Annotated in this window: 11 protein-coding genes, 1 tRNA gene and 1 pseudogene; 6 read left to right on the top strand and 7 right to left on the bottom strand. The window is 59.0% G+C overall.

Features of this window, described 5'->3' with window-relative positions; genetic code table 11:
* Positions 1–106 precede the first annotated feature (106 nt).
* A tRNA-Val gene (locus QZ648_RS02810) sits at positions 107–183 on the top strand.
* A 256-nt stretch (positions 184–439) separates the two neighbouring features.
* Here the strand turns inward: QZ648_RS02810 and QZ648_RS02815 are convergent.
* Positions 440–3,535, bottom strand: a complete 3,096-nt coding sequence (locus QZ648_RS02815) for an SdrD B-like domain-containing protein (RefSeq protein WP_291996039.1) — start codon at positions 3,533–3,535, stop codon at positions 440–442.
* 598 nt (positions 3,536–4,133) lie between these two features.
* On the opposite strand from QZ648_RS02815, the gene QZ648_RS02820 reads away from it, so the two are divergent.
* The 3 genes from QZ648_RS02820 (at position 4,134) to QZ648_RS02830 (ending at position 6,866) form a co-directional block, all read left to right on the top strand.
* Positions 4,134–4,343: a hypothetical protein gene (locus QZ648_RS02820; protein WP_291996040.1), complete on the top strand. Its 210-nt coding sequence runs from the start codon at positions 4,134–4,136 to the stop codon at positions 4,341–4,343.
* Between the two features lie 152 nt (positions 4,344–4,495).
* Positions 4,496–5,758 carry a PqqD family peptide modification chaperone gene (locus QZ648_RS02825; protein ID WP_291996041.1) on the top strand — a complete coding sequence of 421 codons (1,263 nt, stop codon included), beginning with the start codon at positions 4,496–4,498 and terminating at the stop codon, positions 5,756–5,758.
* A 28-nt stretch (positions 5,759–5,786) separates the two neighbouring features.
* Positions 5,787–6,866, top strand: a complete 1,080-nt coding sequence (locus QZ648_RS02830; protein ID WP_291996134.1) for a nucleotidyltransferase family protein — start codon at positions 5,787–5,789, stop codon at positions 6,864–6,866.
* A 126-nt stretch (positions 6,867–6,992) separates the two neighbouring features.
* On the opposite strand, the pseudogene QZ648_RS02835 reads toward QZ648_RS02830, so the two are convergent.
* The 4 genes and pseudogenes from QZ648_RS02835 to QZ648_RS02850 form a co-directional block, all read right to left on the bottom strand.
* A pseudogene (locus QZ648_RS02835) lies at positions 6,993–7,364 on the bottom strand (LysR substrate-binding domain-containing protein); the annotation flags it as partial.
* A 48-nt stretch (positions 7,365–7,412) separates the two neighbouring features.
* A complete protein-coding gene (gene nadS, locus QZ648_RS02840; protein ID WP_291996042.1) occupies positions 7,413–7,703 on the bottom strand; it encodes a NadS family protein in 291 nt (96 codons plus the stop codon).
* Between the two features lie 2 nt (positions 7,704–7,705).
* Positions 7,706–8,017, bottom strand: coding sequence for a type II toxin-antitoxin system RelE/ParE family toxin (locus tag QZ648_RS02845; RefSeq protein WP_291996043.1), 312 nt, complete (start codon positions 8,015–8,017; stop codon positions 7,706–7,708).
* 77 nt (positions 8,018–8,094) lie between these two features.
* Positions 8,095–9,021, bottom strand: coding sequence for a LysR family transcriptional regulator (locus QZ648_RS02850; protein WP_291996044.1), 927 nt, complete (start codon positions 9,019–9,021; stop codon positions 8,095–8,097).
* A gap of 100 nt (positions 9,022–9,121) precedes the next feature.
* On the opposite strand from QZ648_RS02850, the gene QZ648_RS02855 reads away from it, so the two are divergent.
* Together QZ648_RS02855 and ettA are read left to right on the top strand one after the other, a co-directional pair.
* Positions 9,122–9,901, top strand: coding sequence for a ferredoxin--NADP reductase (locus QZ648_RS02855; RefSeq protein ID WP_291996135.1), 780 nt, complete (start codon positions 9,122–9,124; stop codon positions 9,899–9,901).
* A 440-nt stretch (positions 9,902–10,341) separates the two neighbouring features.
* Positions 10,342–12,006, top strand: coding sequence for an energy-dependent translational throttle protein EttA (gene ettA / locus QZ648_RS02860; RefSeq protein WP_291996045.1), 1,665 nt, complete (start codon positions 10,342–10,344; stop codon positions 12,004–12,006).
* Positions 12,007–12,049: 43 nt separating this feature from the next.
* Here the strand turns inward: ettA and QZ648_RS02865 are convergent, their stop codons facing one another.
* On the bottom strand, positions 12,050–13,432 hold the full coding sequence (locus QZ648_RS02865; RefSeq protein ID WP_169065594.1) for a serine/threonine-protein kinase: 1,383 nt from the start codon (positions 13,430–13,432) through the stop codon (positions 12,050–12,052).
* 18 nt (positions 13,433–13,450) lie between these two features.
* Positions 13,451–14,323 carry a DUF3365 domain-containing protein gene (locus QZ648_RS02870; protein ID WP_169065593.1) on the bottom strand — a complete coding sequence of 291 codons (873 nt, stop codon included), beginning with the start codon at positions 14,321–14,323 and terminating at the stop codon, positions 13,451–13,453.
* Between the last annotated feature and the right edge of the window lie 169 nt (positions 14,324–14,492).

Consider the following 14,492-nt stretch of genomic DNA (forward strand, 5'->3'; position numbering starts at 1 on the left):
TTTTCGGCCATCCATGATCATCAATGAGCATCAGCGCGCTTGACTTGATTTTCCAGCACCGTATAATGCGGCCTTCCTTGAAGTTCAGCAGTACCGACTTTGACGAAGGCGCGTAGCTCAGTTGGTTAGAGCACCACCTTGACATGGTGGGGGTCGTTGGTTCGATTCCAATCGCGCCTACCAGAATTCTCCAGGAATCAGGTAGATGCAGCACAAAAAAGCCGCCCTCGGGCGGCTTTTTTGTTGCGTTCGCCCTGCCCCTGGCGCACGCAACAAAAAAAACGGGGGCGCTCTGGGCGCCCCCTCAAGTCAGACCTGCTTTGGCCAGATCACCTTCTCCGCGACGGTTGGAAACTCGGCACGGGCGGCGCCACGAAAACCGTCATCCGAGCCCGGCTAGCCTTGCAGGCCATCGCTATCGGACGACGATTGCCACCGCCTAGGCGAACATCCAGCCCGGATCGCTGACCGGCACTTCCGCCGCTGCTGCGCCATCATTTGCCGCAGCGTCGAAGTAGATGTCGCTGTCCCCGCCAACGGACCAGCCCTCGTGCCATAGATCGGCCAGACCCGGCAGAACGACCCCGGCAGCCGCCGCATCATCCGCGGCCACGTTGAAATACACGTCAGTCATATCTACCGTGCGACCGTCGGCCATCGTGGCACTGCTGCGCTCGAAGTGCAGGTTACCCTCTCGGTCGAGGAAAGGCAGCTCGCTAAAGTCGACATTCAGCGCCGCCACCCCGGTTTCGGCCAGCGTCATCAGCTCGCCGACATCGGACTGATGGTTGCCGTTAACATCGCGCCAGATCAGCAGATTCACAAAGTCGCTATCGGCGGCATCGACCAGGCCATCGCCGTTGCTGTCGTAGCTCGCCAGTTGCGCGAAGCCCGCGCCCTTGGCCGTGCCGCCAAACAGTTCGCTGATGTCGTCGATCTGCCCGTTGCCGTTCTTGTCGACCGCCAGGAAACCTTCACCTCCCGAGATCCAGCCCGACTGCACCGCGTTGCCGTTACCAAACAGATCAAAGGTACCTGTCGAGTTGGCGCGGCTGACGGTCTGTATGCCGTTGCCGTCGAGGTCGATCACGATCGGCGTAATGCCGGCGTCGCGGGTCATGTCGTTCTGGCCCGACACCAGGCTAAAGGCCATTGTCTTGCTGACGTTGGTCTTCGCCGTCGCGTCGCCGGCCACGTCCGAATCGACGGCATCGTTGCTTCCGGTATCCTGGACCGCCCACTTCCAGTTGCTCATGTTGTTCCACTGCTTGTACTGGTAGTACTGAACATTCCCCTTGTCGAATTCCAGCACGTAGGTGCCCGGGTTAATGTTGCTGAAGAGGTAGTTGCCGCTGCTGTTGGTGGTGGTAGAAGCGACGGTGGCACCGGTGACGGCATCCAGCAGCTTGACCTTGATACCGCCAATACCGGGCTCGCTGCTATCCTGGATATTGTTGTGGTTCATGTCGTCCCACACCTTGTCGCCCACCGACGCTTTCTTGAACAGTCCGGCGTCCCAGCTGAGGTCGTTCTCGCCAGCAGTCAGCTGGGTAGAGACTGTCTGGCCGCTACCGGTGTCGACGTCCGAATCCTTGGCGTCGTTGTTACCAGCATCCTTCGTCGTGAAAGTGTAGCCGACGGGCTTGACCACCTTTATGGCGTAGTCGTCAGGGGTCAGATTGCTGAAAAGGTAGTAGCCATTGCTGTCAGTAGTCGTGCTGCCGATTTCGCCACCGGTTTTGTTCAGCAGTTTCACCGTTACGCCAGCGACACCCGCTTCGTCGCTGCCCTGAAGCCCATCGCCGTTGCTGTCCAGCCAGACCCGGTCGCCGATAGAGGCCTTTGGCTGCTCGGGTTCGCAGTTAACCGCAGTACAGACCTTCAGCTTCTCGATCTTGAACTCGTCGTCGGGCGTCTTATCTTCGACGCTGGCGGCGATGATCAGCACGTTGCCACTCACGTCGCCAGAGTTGAAATCGGCCCAGCGCGAACTGCCGTTAGACGCGTTGTTGCTCTCGTACGACGTCATGCTGGCCAGCAAGGCATCATTCACGTTGTTGATCGGGATCGCTGATGAGCCGATCCACACCGAGATGTCGCTGTCGTCCACGACATAGCCCAGGTAAGCGCGGTCCACTATGACGGACTGGGAGAACTGGTAAACCACATAGTTGTCGCGTCCGCCGACGTTGTCGACAGTGTGGCGGTTTCCGCTGCCGCTCCCCTCGCTGGTATCCGTAACGCCGTTTCCGCCACCATAGGCACCCAGATAAGCCTCGGCCCAGTTGCCGCTACTGTCCTGACGACTCCATGCGGTTGCCGTCACCGAGACGCCAGAGCCCGCGTCAGTATAGACGCGTGAGTTACCATCCAGGCCGTCGGTAGAAGAGTTGCCGGAGAAATCGTAGGTGATGCAGACCGGCGCGTAGTTCGGCGACCGGTAGCCGAAGTCTTGAGCGAGGTTAACCTCGCCCGGCGTCAGCGTTTCGGTAGACATACTGTCGTTGCCGCCGTCAGGATCAACGACGTTCGTCCAGCCCGCTCCATTTTGCGGCAAGGTGCTGGTGTCCACCATCACTTGGTAAGTAATACCGGAACCAGGCCCACCCGTAGAGTCATAAGTGGGACCAGCCAACAGGGGCCCAAAGAAGTAGTAACCCGTCTCTACGACATTGGCAGTGTTCGGATTGTCACCCGTCACCGTGGTGGCCACCACCTCGAAATCGCCGTCGCCATCGGTATCAGCCAACAACTTGACAGTTACGCCATTGATGCCTTCCCCAATATCGTATGCGTTATTAAGGTTGCAATCGGCAAATACCGTGTCGCCGATTCCTGCCGTCTTGACCTCAATGATGGTCGGCTGGTGACTGGGATTATTGCCGCCCGGCGAGAGGATGATACCAATGTCCTGGCCAGCCACAGGGACAAAGGCGACGCCTTCCGCGATAGCGAGATTCGCGATATTCTGGGCCATCACTCCCGAATGATCGTAATCTATCAAAGAACCCAGGCCCGCGCTAATTTCTGCTGGTGGAGCGCCAAGCACCTTCCATATCGCCCACTGTACATCGCCTGAGGTGAATGTTTCATTCCCAGCGACACCATCAATGTTGTAGCTGTAGGAATTAGTGAACGCACTAGATGGAGACGGCTCCAGCACAACGTTTCCTGGTTCAACGATATTATTGAATATCCAGTTGACAGCCTGGAGGCTATCGTAGTAACCGTCCAAGTCAAGGTCTACTTGCCCTGACGGAAGGACGCCGTCTATCGAGCCGTACGCTGAATAGCTTGAATACACAGTGACCGGGTAAATCGTACCACGGGAGATACTTCCAACCGGATCGAGGCACCAAGCATCATACATCCCATTGATCAAGCCACCACTTGCGACGTTCACGTTGAAGTAACTGGGCACACCCCATACAGGATAGAGGTGATAGTTATAGAAGCGATCGCTCTCCACCAAGGGGGTTTCTTGCGCATTGGCGGGAAGCAGAGAGTTGAACAGGGCAATTATGCTATTAGTCATCTTCGTGCTCCAAAAATAAGTATGCGAAGATCAGGACCATTCACCGCTCCACGCGTGACGGCTGATCTATAGTATTAAGCAATATTTACGCCAGCAGCGGCTGCAGATTGATTTAAAGGGATTTAAGACTTATGGCCGAAGGCACCTGCCGGGGGATGTGTAAAATTTTCCGACACGCCCAATTCAAACAGTGCTACGGCGCACCACCTTCGGACTGGCCACAAAAACCCGACACCACTCCTCAGGGATGCAACCCTACGCTACACCAGCCAACACGGGCGGAGAGGTAACAGCAAACGGAAACGGCTGCGACCAAGCAACTTCGCAGCCCAAATTTGCCTGAGCCACGAGTCACAGTGTCGGTTTTCTTTACACCCCCAGGTTTGCTCGTTCTCCGAAAATTGACGAAAAAGTCTAAATTGTTCTTTTAACTCAGAGCATTACAGGCTTTTTGTAGAGATATGGCACGAATCATGCTTATTCGGAAGCGGCCCTTCGCTACGATCCAAAAGGTCGGGGCTCGATAGGAAATTCGCAGTATGTACACTTTATGATTGCAAGAAACCCGGTTTGTTATCTTTTCCGAGAGGATTTAATAATGGAAGCAGATCAAAAGCAGCTCGATGAAGCCACTCCTCACACCATCAATAGTGCAGATGGCGAGACTCGGATGAACCGTCGTGAGGCACTGGCGATTGTCGGCAAGCACGCGGTGTACGCGGCTCCTGCCGTGCTTGCCATTCTGGCAGCAACCAAGTCGAACACTGCTTACGCTGTCGACTCCTGCACGGATCCAAGAGGCTGCTGAGCGACCATTTTCCGTCGCAAGCAACCGTTTAGTACCCGGTTCCCGAGAGGAGCGCAGGCACATTCTGAGGTTTCTCGTGCGTGCGCACCTCGTTCGCCGTGATTTCTTAGGGTATGCGCACAGCGTTACAAAATGCGTGTGCGAGCTGTTGTATGTGGAGCTTCACATGGCAACTACGGGCAGAGGAGCATGACATAGCCACCTTGGAGTGTCGACGCGGGTTGGCTTGGCAAAGCCGTGACGGTGTAACCTCGCCACAACTGCGGGAGTCGATTCTCTGCCCCCTAGGGAACTCATGGGTTCTGTATTACCCAATGACTGACAGGCTCCTGATCCTTAACGAAACAGCGAAGATCGTCTGGGATTTTAAGAGCCAAGGCTACGAAGCGCGTGAAATCGCTGGAGCTCTGGCTCTGCATTTCGGCATTTCTGACAAACAGGCTGCGCAGGATGTCGCGAAGCTGCTTGCTGACCTAAGCGATGTTGATACCCGCGACGACTACGAAGGTGCAGACATACGCTTGGCCGATCCGAGCCACACGGATGCTCCTAGCGTTAGTGGCAACAGGGTCGTAGACTGCGGCGTATTCCGGTTTGGCGAAAGCCGAATCAGAGTAATGTCTTCGCTCAAAGAGCTGGACGAATCATCTTTCTTGCGTTATCAGCATCGCGCCATCGGCAATAGCAAGGGCGCAGATGTGCTGCTAATTGAGGGATGCGCCCCAGCTTACCGGTTAACCTTTCGCGGGCAAATCCTTGCCGAATCCAAGATGTTGAACCAACTGACGCGACAGTTGGCCGAACTTTTTCTTGGTTTGGAACATCCTGGCAAGCGTTTGTTGGCTCTTTTCCACGCTGCTGCGGTCAGCCGGGCGGGGCGTAGCCTGCTTATGCCGGGGAGCAGCGGAGTTGGGAAATCGACCCTCACCGGTTTTCTAGCGGCACACGACTTTGCCTATCTTGGAGATGATCTGATCGGCATTGGCGAAGACGGAATGGACATCCTCCCGCAGCCAACGTGCCTCTCGATAAAGGCTGGCGCCTGGACAATTCTGGAGCCATTTTACCCGACGTTGTCGAAGCTTGCGACAGTTAATCGCTACGGTCGCAGAATGCGCTTTGTCAATCCACAGGGGAATTATACCTCGCTACAGGCCGGCCCGGCGCCCTCAGCGATCATATTCCCTGCATATTCCGCTGAAAAGCCAACGCGGCTCACACCCCTGCCGCCAATTCAGACGATGATCCAATTGCTCGATGCACACGCCTGTCTTTCAGGGAGCGACGTGGCCACTGCGGACCAGCTCTCGAGATTCGTTCGCTTTGTCGAGCAGACACCGGCTTACGAACTGAGTTATTCTGAACTACCAAGCGCCATGAAGACCATCGAGGCTCTGCTTGCCAGCCAACCCTAGAACGGCGTCCCGCCTTCTTGGCCGTTGCTTGGCCGGTGCATTTGGGAGGCCACTTACGCCACCCGACCTGCCGGCAAATCAGAGAGAGTGGGAAACGATGCTTCGCGCTTCCAGCGGCCATCTTGCCGCTTTGCAACTACGCTGGGCGCTGCGTGAACAACGGCTTTTCTCTGCTTGTCCAGCCGATGTGGCCGAGTATCTCGATGCCATCTACACGCTGAATCTCGATCGAAATCTTCAATGCGAAGATCAGCTGGCGGATTTCATACGGCTGCTCAACAGCATCGACGTTCGCCCGGTGCTTCTCAAGGGCGCTGCGGCACTTGTCGGCGGACTCTATCCCACGTCCGGTGAGCGGATGATTTCCGACCTGGACATTCTGATTCCCGCTCACCGACTACCGGACATTATCGACAAGTTGGCTGGCGCTGGTTACAAACCGAGGGCGACCGAGGGGCGGGAAATTCCCAGCCCAGTCGGTTTCCGCGGCGATCACCACTACCCTCCGGTTGTTAGTGCCGACTGGCCAAGTCGCGTTGAATTGCATATTTCCCCGGTCCACCTGGAATTTGCAGCGCTTCTTCCCAGCGAGGAAGTCTATCGCGAAGCTACTGCGATGAAGTGGCGTGGTGGCGAATGCTTTTTGCCCTCGCCAACCCACTTTGTTGCCCACAACATCATTCACGCGTTTCTGTTCAATACCAAGAGCGGCCTTGAACCGGTGTCGCTACGGCAATTGTTCGAATTCGCACTCGCCAGTCGAGTGTACGCTGAGCGGATTGACTGGAAAAACATCAGGAACCGGTTTGAAAGCCACGGCCACGGCAAGGCATTACGGCAATATTTGGCCTTGGCGAATACCTTACTTGACTTTCATGTGCCGGAGCAAATAGATATTTCCGCCGGCCAGCGACCCAACATCCAACCATACCTGATTCATCTTGATCTGGATAATCGATCGGCCTTGTGGACTATCAATTTTTTGCGCCAAGTGAAATCTCGCTTGCGATCACTCTGGCAGCGGCGCGGAAAAATCATTCAAGAGTTATCAACGCCGGGTGTTTACAAGAGATTTGTGAGAAGCATCCTTGGTTCTCCTGAGGGCTGAGTCACCAACTTGACCAGGATCCCGTGCTGCTGGTTCATGACCCGGAGTTCGACTGCTTGGTTGAGCTCGCTGGCAACGAAAAGGCGGCTTCAGCATCCGCAGACTCCGCGGCGCCGGCGAATTTGATCAGGGAATAAACGACCACTCGATCTGATCGCTGCGCTCGACGCCGGCGGTCATCGCTCGGCACAGGCTGATGAACTCACGCATGCCTGCGGTCTGGAACTTGCGGCGGTGCCATAGAAAATGGAAATGCCGCTGCAGATCGAGCTCAGGGGTCTGGATGGCCACCAGGCTGCCGCGCCGGAAAGCCTCGCGTAGCGCCAGGCGTGAAATACAGCCAATGCCAAGGCCGAACTCGACCGCGCGCTTGATGGCTTCGGTGTGCTCGAGTTCCAGGCGGACCTTGAGCGGCGAATGCTGATGGCGCAGCGCCTGATCGAGAGTCTCGCGTGTCCCGGAGCCGGGTTCGCGGACGATCCAGGCCTCGTCGGCCACCCAGGGTTCGCCTCGACGAGTGGAACGACGAGGGCTGAGTTTCGAGAATCAGGTGTGTAAGGTCTTTAGCACCACATCCGGCGCGGTCAGCACGATCTTGAGTAAGGCAGCAGCAGGGCCTGTAGGGTTGCGGCGGTGTTGCTCCCAGTTTTGCAGTGTCTTGATGCTGACTCGCATCAGGCGGGCAAATTCGCTCTGAGAAAGGCCAATTTTCTCGCGGACTGCCTTCACATCCGGTGGCGTCACTGTGAACCGCCGCGAAGCAGGTGCTTCCCGCCGAGCAATCGCCTTGGCTTCTTTCAAGCTTTGCACCAGATCATCGAACAAAGGTTGTTCCATCGTTACAGTTCCTTGACAAATTCGCGTAGCAAAGCGGTTTCGCGGTCGGTGAGATCGTCTTTTCTCGACTTCGGGTAGATCAAAAGCATGTAGATCTGGCAATCTTCACACAGCCAGTAGTAAATCACCCGGACGCCGCCACTCTTGCCACGTCCGGGCAGGGCACGGCGCAACTTGCGGATTCCACCGCCACCCTTGATGATGTCGCCTCGTTCCGGTTTCTCAACCAACACATTCTGAAGGCCAGCGTACTCGTCGTCCGTTAATAGATCGGCAAGCAAGCGGGTGAATACCGGGGTCTCGATGAATTCCATTGCCCGGAATTTTATACGCCTTTGGCGGATGGTTCAACGGCGAAATCTCACCTCAATGCAGGTGTCCCGGGACCTGATCAAGGAATGAACGACCACTCGATCTGATCGCTGCGCTCGACGCCGGCGGTCATCGCTCGGCACAGGCTGATGAACTCACGCATGCCTGCGGTCTGGAACTTGCGGCGGTGCCATAGAAAATGGAAATGCCGCTGCAGATCGAGTTCAGGGGTCTGGATGGCCACCAAGCTGCCGCGCCGGAAAGCCTCGCGCAGCGCCAGGCGTGAAATGCAGCCAATGCCGAGGCCGAACTCGACCGCGCGCTTGATGGCTTCGGTGTGCTCGAGTTCCAGCCGAACCTTGAGCGGCGAATGCTGATGGCGCAGCGCCTGATCGAGAGTCTCGCGTGTCCCGGAGCCCGGCTCACGCACAATCCAGGCCTCGTCGGCCAGTTCCGCCAGCGTCGCCGAAGCCTGCTTGGCCAGCGGGTGCGAGGGAGCACAGAAGACGACCAGTTCGTCGGCCACCCAGGGTTCAACGACCAGTTCCGGGTGCCGGCAGCTGCCTTCGACGAGACCCAGATCGAGTTCGTGGCGCGCCACCTGGTCAACGATCGTCGCCGTGTTGTGTACTTTCAAATGCAGGCTGCTCTCGGGATGACGAGTGAGGAAGTCGGCGACGATCAAGGTTGCCAGGTAGTTGCCGATGGTCAGGGTCGCACCAATCTGCAGTTTGCCGTAGCCGGCATGGCCTTCAAGACCACTTTCGATCGCCGCCGCGCGCTCGATCAGCTCGACGGCCTGCGGCAACAGCGCCTGCCCGAGCTCATTCAGGCGCAGGGCCTTGCCAAGGCGGTCGAAGAGCTGCGTGTCGTAGTGCCGTTCGAGTTCGCCGAGCGCCGTGCTGGTCGCTGACTGCGACAGCGACAACTCTTCGGCGGCACGTGAAACGCTCTCGTGCCGGGCCACCGCCACAAAAACCCCGATTTGCCGCAAAGTGAATCGCATATCTACAATTTAGATATAGTTTATTGAGAAAATCTGTTTTACAAATATAACACAGGGAAATACCATGGCCTTCATCAACCGCACACTGGGGTCAAGAACGATGAGCACCTTTTCCGCCCAACAAGTCCTTTCGGTTCATCACTGGAACGACACGCTGTTCAGCTTTCGCACCACCCGCGATCCCGGCTTGCGCTTCATCAATGGTCAGTTCGTGATGATTGGCCTGCCGCAGGGAGAGCAGCGCCCCCTGACGCGCGCTTACAGCATTGCCAGCGCCAACCATGACGAATACCTCGAGTTCCTGAGCATCAAGGTGCCCAATGGCCCGCTGACCTCGAAGCTGCAGCACCTGGCGATCGGCGACGAGATCGTCGTCAGCCGCAAGCCGACCGGCACCTTGGTGCTGCGCGATCTGCGCCCCGGCAAGAACCTCTACCTGCTCTCCACCGGCACGGGTCTGGCGCCATTCATCAGTCTGATTCAGGACCCCGAGACCTACGAGCGTTTCGAGAAAGTGGTGCTGATCCACGGCGTTCGCTGGCAGCGCGATCTGGCCTACGGCGACTTCATCGAGAAGCATTTGCCGCAGCATGAGTTCTTCGCCGATCTGGTGCGCGACAAGCTGATCTACTACCCGACGGTGACTCGCGAAGCATTTCGCAATCAGGGCCGGATCACCGACCTGGTCAATAGTGGCCGCCTGTTTTCCGACATTGGCCTGCCGCCTTTTGACCCCGCTCAGGACCGCGCCATGCTTTGCGGCAGCCCGGCAATGCTCAAGGATTGTTGCGAGTTGCTCGATAGCCGCGGATTCGAAGTCTCGCCGCACATTGGCGCGCAGGGCGACTATGTGATCGAGCGGGCTTTTGTGGAAAAGTAATCGCGGCTAACGGTTATGACAATCGATACACCTCAGATCATGAAAGTCATGACCGTTTTCCCTCTTCCCCTGCCCCTTCTCCCGCGAGGGGAGAAGGGAGTTTCGCGAGTCGCTTGCGCGACTTTCACATTAAGAAGGGCTGCGTAGGCCCCTGCCCCCTCTCCCCAACCCCTCTCCCGCGAGGGGCGAGGGGCGAGGGGCTAGAAGCGGCGCGCGGGCGTGAAAACGGCGCTCGCTCGGGCGGGGGCGGCAGTCGGGCGCCTTGGCTGCATAAACTATTGCGGCGGTAGCTGTGTTTGGTCTATGGCAGGGTTTCGATTGCGCCGTATGACGCTTCACCGGCCACTGGCCGTCAGTCTCGGGTAGACTTGCGCCTTTCGGGCGCCATTCAGCGGGTGCCTGCCGACCGCTTTTCCACCTTCGGATTGACACGCAAGGCCATGGCTCAATACGTATTCACGATGAACCGCGTGGGCAAGATCGTCCCGCCCAAACGCCAGATCATCAAAGACATCTCGCTCTCCTTCTTCCCCGGCGCCAAGATCGGCCTCCTGGGTCTCAACGGCTCGGGCAAATCGACGGTTCTGCGCATCATGGCCGGCCTCGACCACGACATCATCGGCGAAGCGACGCCGATGCCCAACCTCAAGATCGGCTATCTGGCCCAGGAGCCCGAACTCGACCCGGAAGCGACGGTCCGCCAGGAAGTCGAATCCGGCCTGGGCGAAGTTTTCCAGGCGCAAGCGAAGCTGGAAGAGGTCTACACCGCGTACGGCGAAGCCGATGCCGATTTCGACAAGCTGGCCGAGGAACAGGCCCGCCTGGAGGCGATCCTGGCCACTGCCGGCTCAGACGTCGGCAGCCAGCTCGAACTGGCCGCCGACGCACTGCGCCTGCCACCCTGGGACGCGCAGATCGGCAAACTCTCCGGCGGCGAAAAACGCCGCGTAGCGCTGTGCAAGCTGCTGCTCTCGCAGCCGGACATGCTGCTCCTCGACGAGCCGACCAACCACCTCGATGCGGAATCGGTGGAGTGGCTCGAACAGTTCCTGGTGCGCTTCCCGGGCACGGTGGTCGCCGTCACCCATGACCGCTACTTCCTCGACAACGCCGCCGAGTGGATTCTCGAACTCGACCGCGGCCAGGGCATCCCCTGGAAAGGCAACTACTCGAGCTGGCTGGAGCAGAAGGAAGCACGCCTGGAAACCGAGGCCAAGCAGGAAGCAGGCCGCATCCGGACCATGAAACAGGAACTGGAATGGGTACGGCAAAGCCCAAAAGCACGCCAGGCCAAGAGCAAGGCACGGCTGTCGCGCTTTGACGAACTGAGCAGCGTCGAATACCAGCAGCGCAACGAAACGCAGGAGATTTTCATCCCGGTCGGCGAGCGCCTGGGCAACCAGGTAATCGAGTTCAAGGAGGTCAGCAAGTCCTTTGGCGACCGCCTGCTGATCGACAAGCTCAGCTTCAGCGTCCCGCCCGGTGCCATCGTCGGCATCATCGGCCCCAACGGGGCCGGCAAATCCACCCTCTTCCGGATGCTGATCGGTGCCGAAACCCCTGATTCCGGCGAAGTCGAAATTGGCAGCACGGTCAAACTCGCCTATGTCGACCAGAGCCGTGATTGCCTGGACGGTGAGAAGACCGTTTTCGAGGAGATCTCGGGGGGCGCCGACGTGCTCACCGTCGGCAAGTACGAAACATCGGCGCGGGCCTACATCAGCCGCTTCAATTTCAAGGGTTCCGATCAGCAAAAACGGGTCGGCCAGCTCTCCGGCGGTGAACGTGGTCGCCTGCACATGGCCAAGACGCTGATCGCTGGCGGCAACGTCCTGCTGCTCGACGAGCCGTCGAATGACCTGGACGTCGAAACGCTGCGCGCCCTCGAAGACGCCTTGCTCGAATTCGCCGGCAGCGTGCTGGTCATTTCACACGACCGCTGGTTTCTTGACCGCATCTGCACGCACATCCTGGCCTGCGAAGGCGAATCGCAATGGTCCTTCTTCAACGGCAACTACCACGAGTATGAGGAAGAGAAAATCCGCCGCCTTGGCGCGGAGGCCGCCAAGCCGAAGCGGATTCGCTACAAGCCGATCACGCGCTAGCTGGCAGCTGCGGGCAGCAGGCGCTACCCGCGGCTAAGCGCTGCTAGCCGAGACCCTTGAGGAAGTCGCCACGTTCGCGTTCCGAGTCGATATGTTCGGCGAGCTTTCGGTACAGTTCCCCGAGGTCGCCGGAATCGTTGGCCGCCCGCTTGATGAGCACCTTGGCGAGCGGCCCGACGTACTGCGCGAGGCGCTTCTCGGCGGTGGCAAGCATCACCGGGTCGAAGACGACCCCGGCCGTCTGGGCTGCTGTGGTGTCGGCAGGACTCGTGCTTGTCGTGGGCGACTTGGCGGCTACGGGCGGGATTGACGCAGACGGTGCCTTCTCCAGCCGCTCGATGCGTCTGAGGAATTCAAAGCGCTCGCTACCCTCGGGAATATTGTCCGCCAGCTCGGTATTGAATTCCTCGACGCTCCTGGCGTGCGCGGCACTCTTGCGCACCAGGTGCTTGGCCAGCGGGCCGATAGACTTGACCAGCGACGACTCGATCTCGGCCAGAGTTTCCGGAGGCAGCGTCATCTGCGGCGCCGTCGGCGCGCTGTCAACGGCAAGGCTGCGCGCGGGTTTCTCCGCCACTTGCCCGGCTGCGCTCCCCGGCCGGCTCTTCAGGAAAGCGCTCACCAGGGCGCCAGCGAAGTCGCGCGCGCTCTGGTAGCGCTCGTCCGGCTTTTTCGCCAGTGCGCGGGCGACGAGCGCATCGAAGGCGGGCGGCAGCGAAGCGACGATCGACGACGGCGCCGCGGGGTCGGCGTGGAGGACCTTGTGCATCACCGTAACCGGCGTTTCAGCGACAAATGGCCCGTGTCCGGTAAGCAGCTCGTAGAGGATCACCCCGGCCGCCCAGAGGTCGCAGCGACCATCGGTGGGCAGACCGAGCAGCTGCTCGGGAGCAATATGCGTCGGCGTCCCGACCACCGAGCCAACCCGGGTAAGCGAGGAGCTCTCGACCCTGGCGACGCCGAAGTCCATGACCTTGATTTTCATGCCGCTGAGCACCATCAGGTTGCCGGGCTTGATATCGCGGTGCACGACGCCGCTTTTGTGCGAATAGTCGAGCGCGGCGAGTAGTTGCTTCATCACCTCGAAGACGTCGATCAACTCGAAGCGCCCGCGCTCGCGCATCAGCTTGCGCAGCTCCTTCCCCTGCACGTACTCCATGACGATGAACGCCATCTTCTCGTCCTCGCCAAACTCGTAGACGCCGACGATTCCCGGGTGATGCAGCTTGCCGCCGGCTTGCGCCTCGCGTTTGAAGCGCATCACCGCCGAATCCACTTCGACGTTCGCCAGGTACTCGGCAAGAATCGTCTTGATCGCTACCGGGCGCTCGATGACCGGGTCAAAACCTTCGTAAACCGTGCCCATCGCGCCCTTGCCGAGCTCGCGACGAATTTCGTACTTGCCGATGCGTTCCGGGATAGTCATGGCCTGGCCACTCCGCGTTCAGGATTCGATCAGTTTGATCGCTTTTTGCAGACTGCGGCGCATGCGGTTGAACGAGTTGGCCAGCACGCCGATTTCATCACCACCCTGCGCCGGGAACTCGGGGACGTCGAAGTCCCCCGTCGACACCTTGTCGGCTGCCGCCGAGAGCGTCGAAATCGGCTGGATGATCAATAGCGAGAGCATCAGGTTGAGGACCACGAAAGTGGCCAGGAAGACGCTCCCCAGCGAAATCATGAAGGTCGCGAAGGTGCGCCGAGCATTGGCCAGCGGCAGCGACATGGGTACCGAGACGACCTGTGCGCCAATGGTTTCCATATGTTTCCAGCCGAAGCCGTTGCTGTCGCCGTAGATCTTGATCATCGACGCGGGCGCCGCCGCGGGAACGCTGTGGCAGGCTAGACACGCCGGGTCCGTGATGGTGATTGGCCGCGCGATGTAGAGCATGCGGCCGGTTGGCGTGTCACGCTCGCCGACCAACTCGGTGACGCTCCCATCGCCACGGAATTTCTGGACAATGTCGCTCTCCCAATCGACCGCGCGGTCGCGCGGGTTGGTGGGATTGAGCGTGGCCTCCTTGTAGCTGAAATCCGGGTACTTGCTATGCAGCTTGTTGAAGACCTCGGTGGCCGCGTAGGCCGGTACCGTCTGCGGCAGGAAAGTCGTCTCCAGCTGCGCTGTCAGCAGCGGTTTCACCTGCGCCACGGTGTAGCTGCGCACCGACAGCGCCGACTCCATCATCAGGCCAGCGCTGCGCAATGTTTCCTGCTTGGCGTTCTCGTCCAGCAGTCGGTGCGATACGTAAGCCGATACCGCCATGCCGGCGCCGAAGACCAGCAACAGCACCAGATTGAATTTCAGTCGCAGACCCATGATCGCTTCCCCTTGTACAAATGAGCAAAGGAAAATCAGCGCGCACTGCGAGTCGGGGCAGCTCTGTCTGTCGGTCTCGGGCGCGCAGATGCGCATTTTTCGTGCCACGGCGGACTGCGGTCCGCCGTGGCTGCAAGGTACAAGCTAGCGGGGGGGAAAGGCAAGGAGA

It is taken from the genome of Candidatus Accumulibacter sp. ACC012 (assembly GCF_907163155.1).
Lineage (GTDB): Bacteria > Pseudomonadota > Gammaproteobacteria > Burkholderiales > Rhodocyclaceae > Accumulibacter > Accumulibacter delftensis.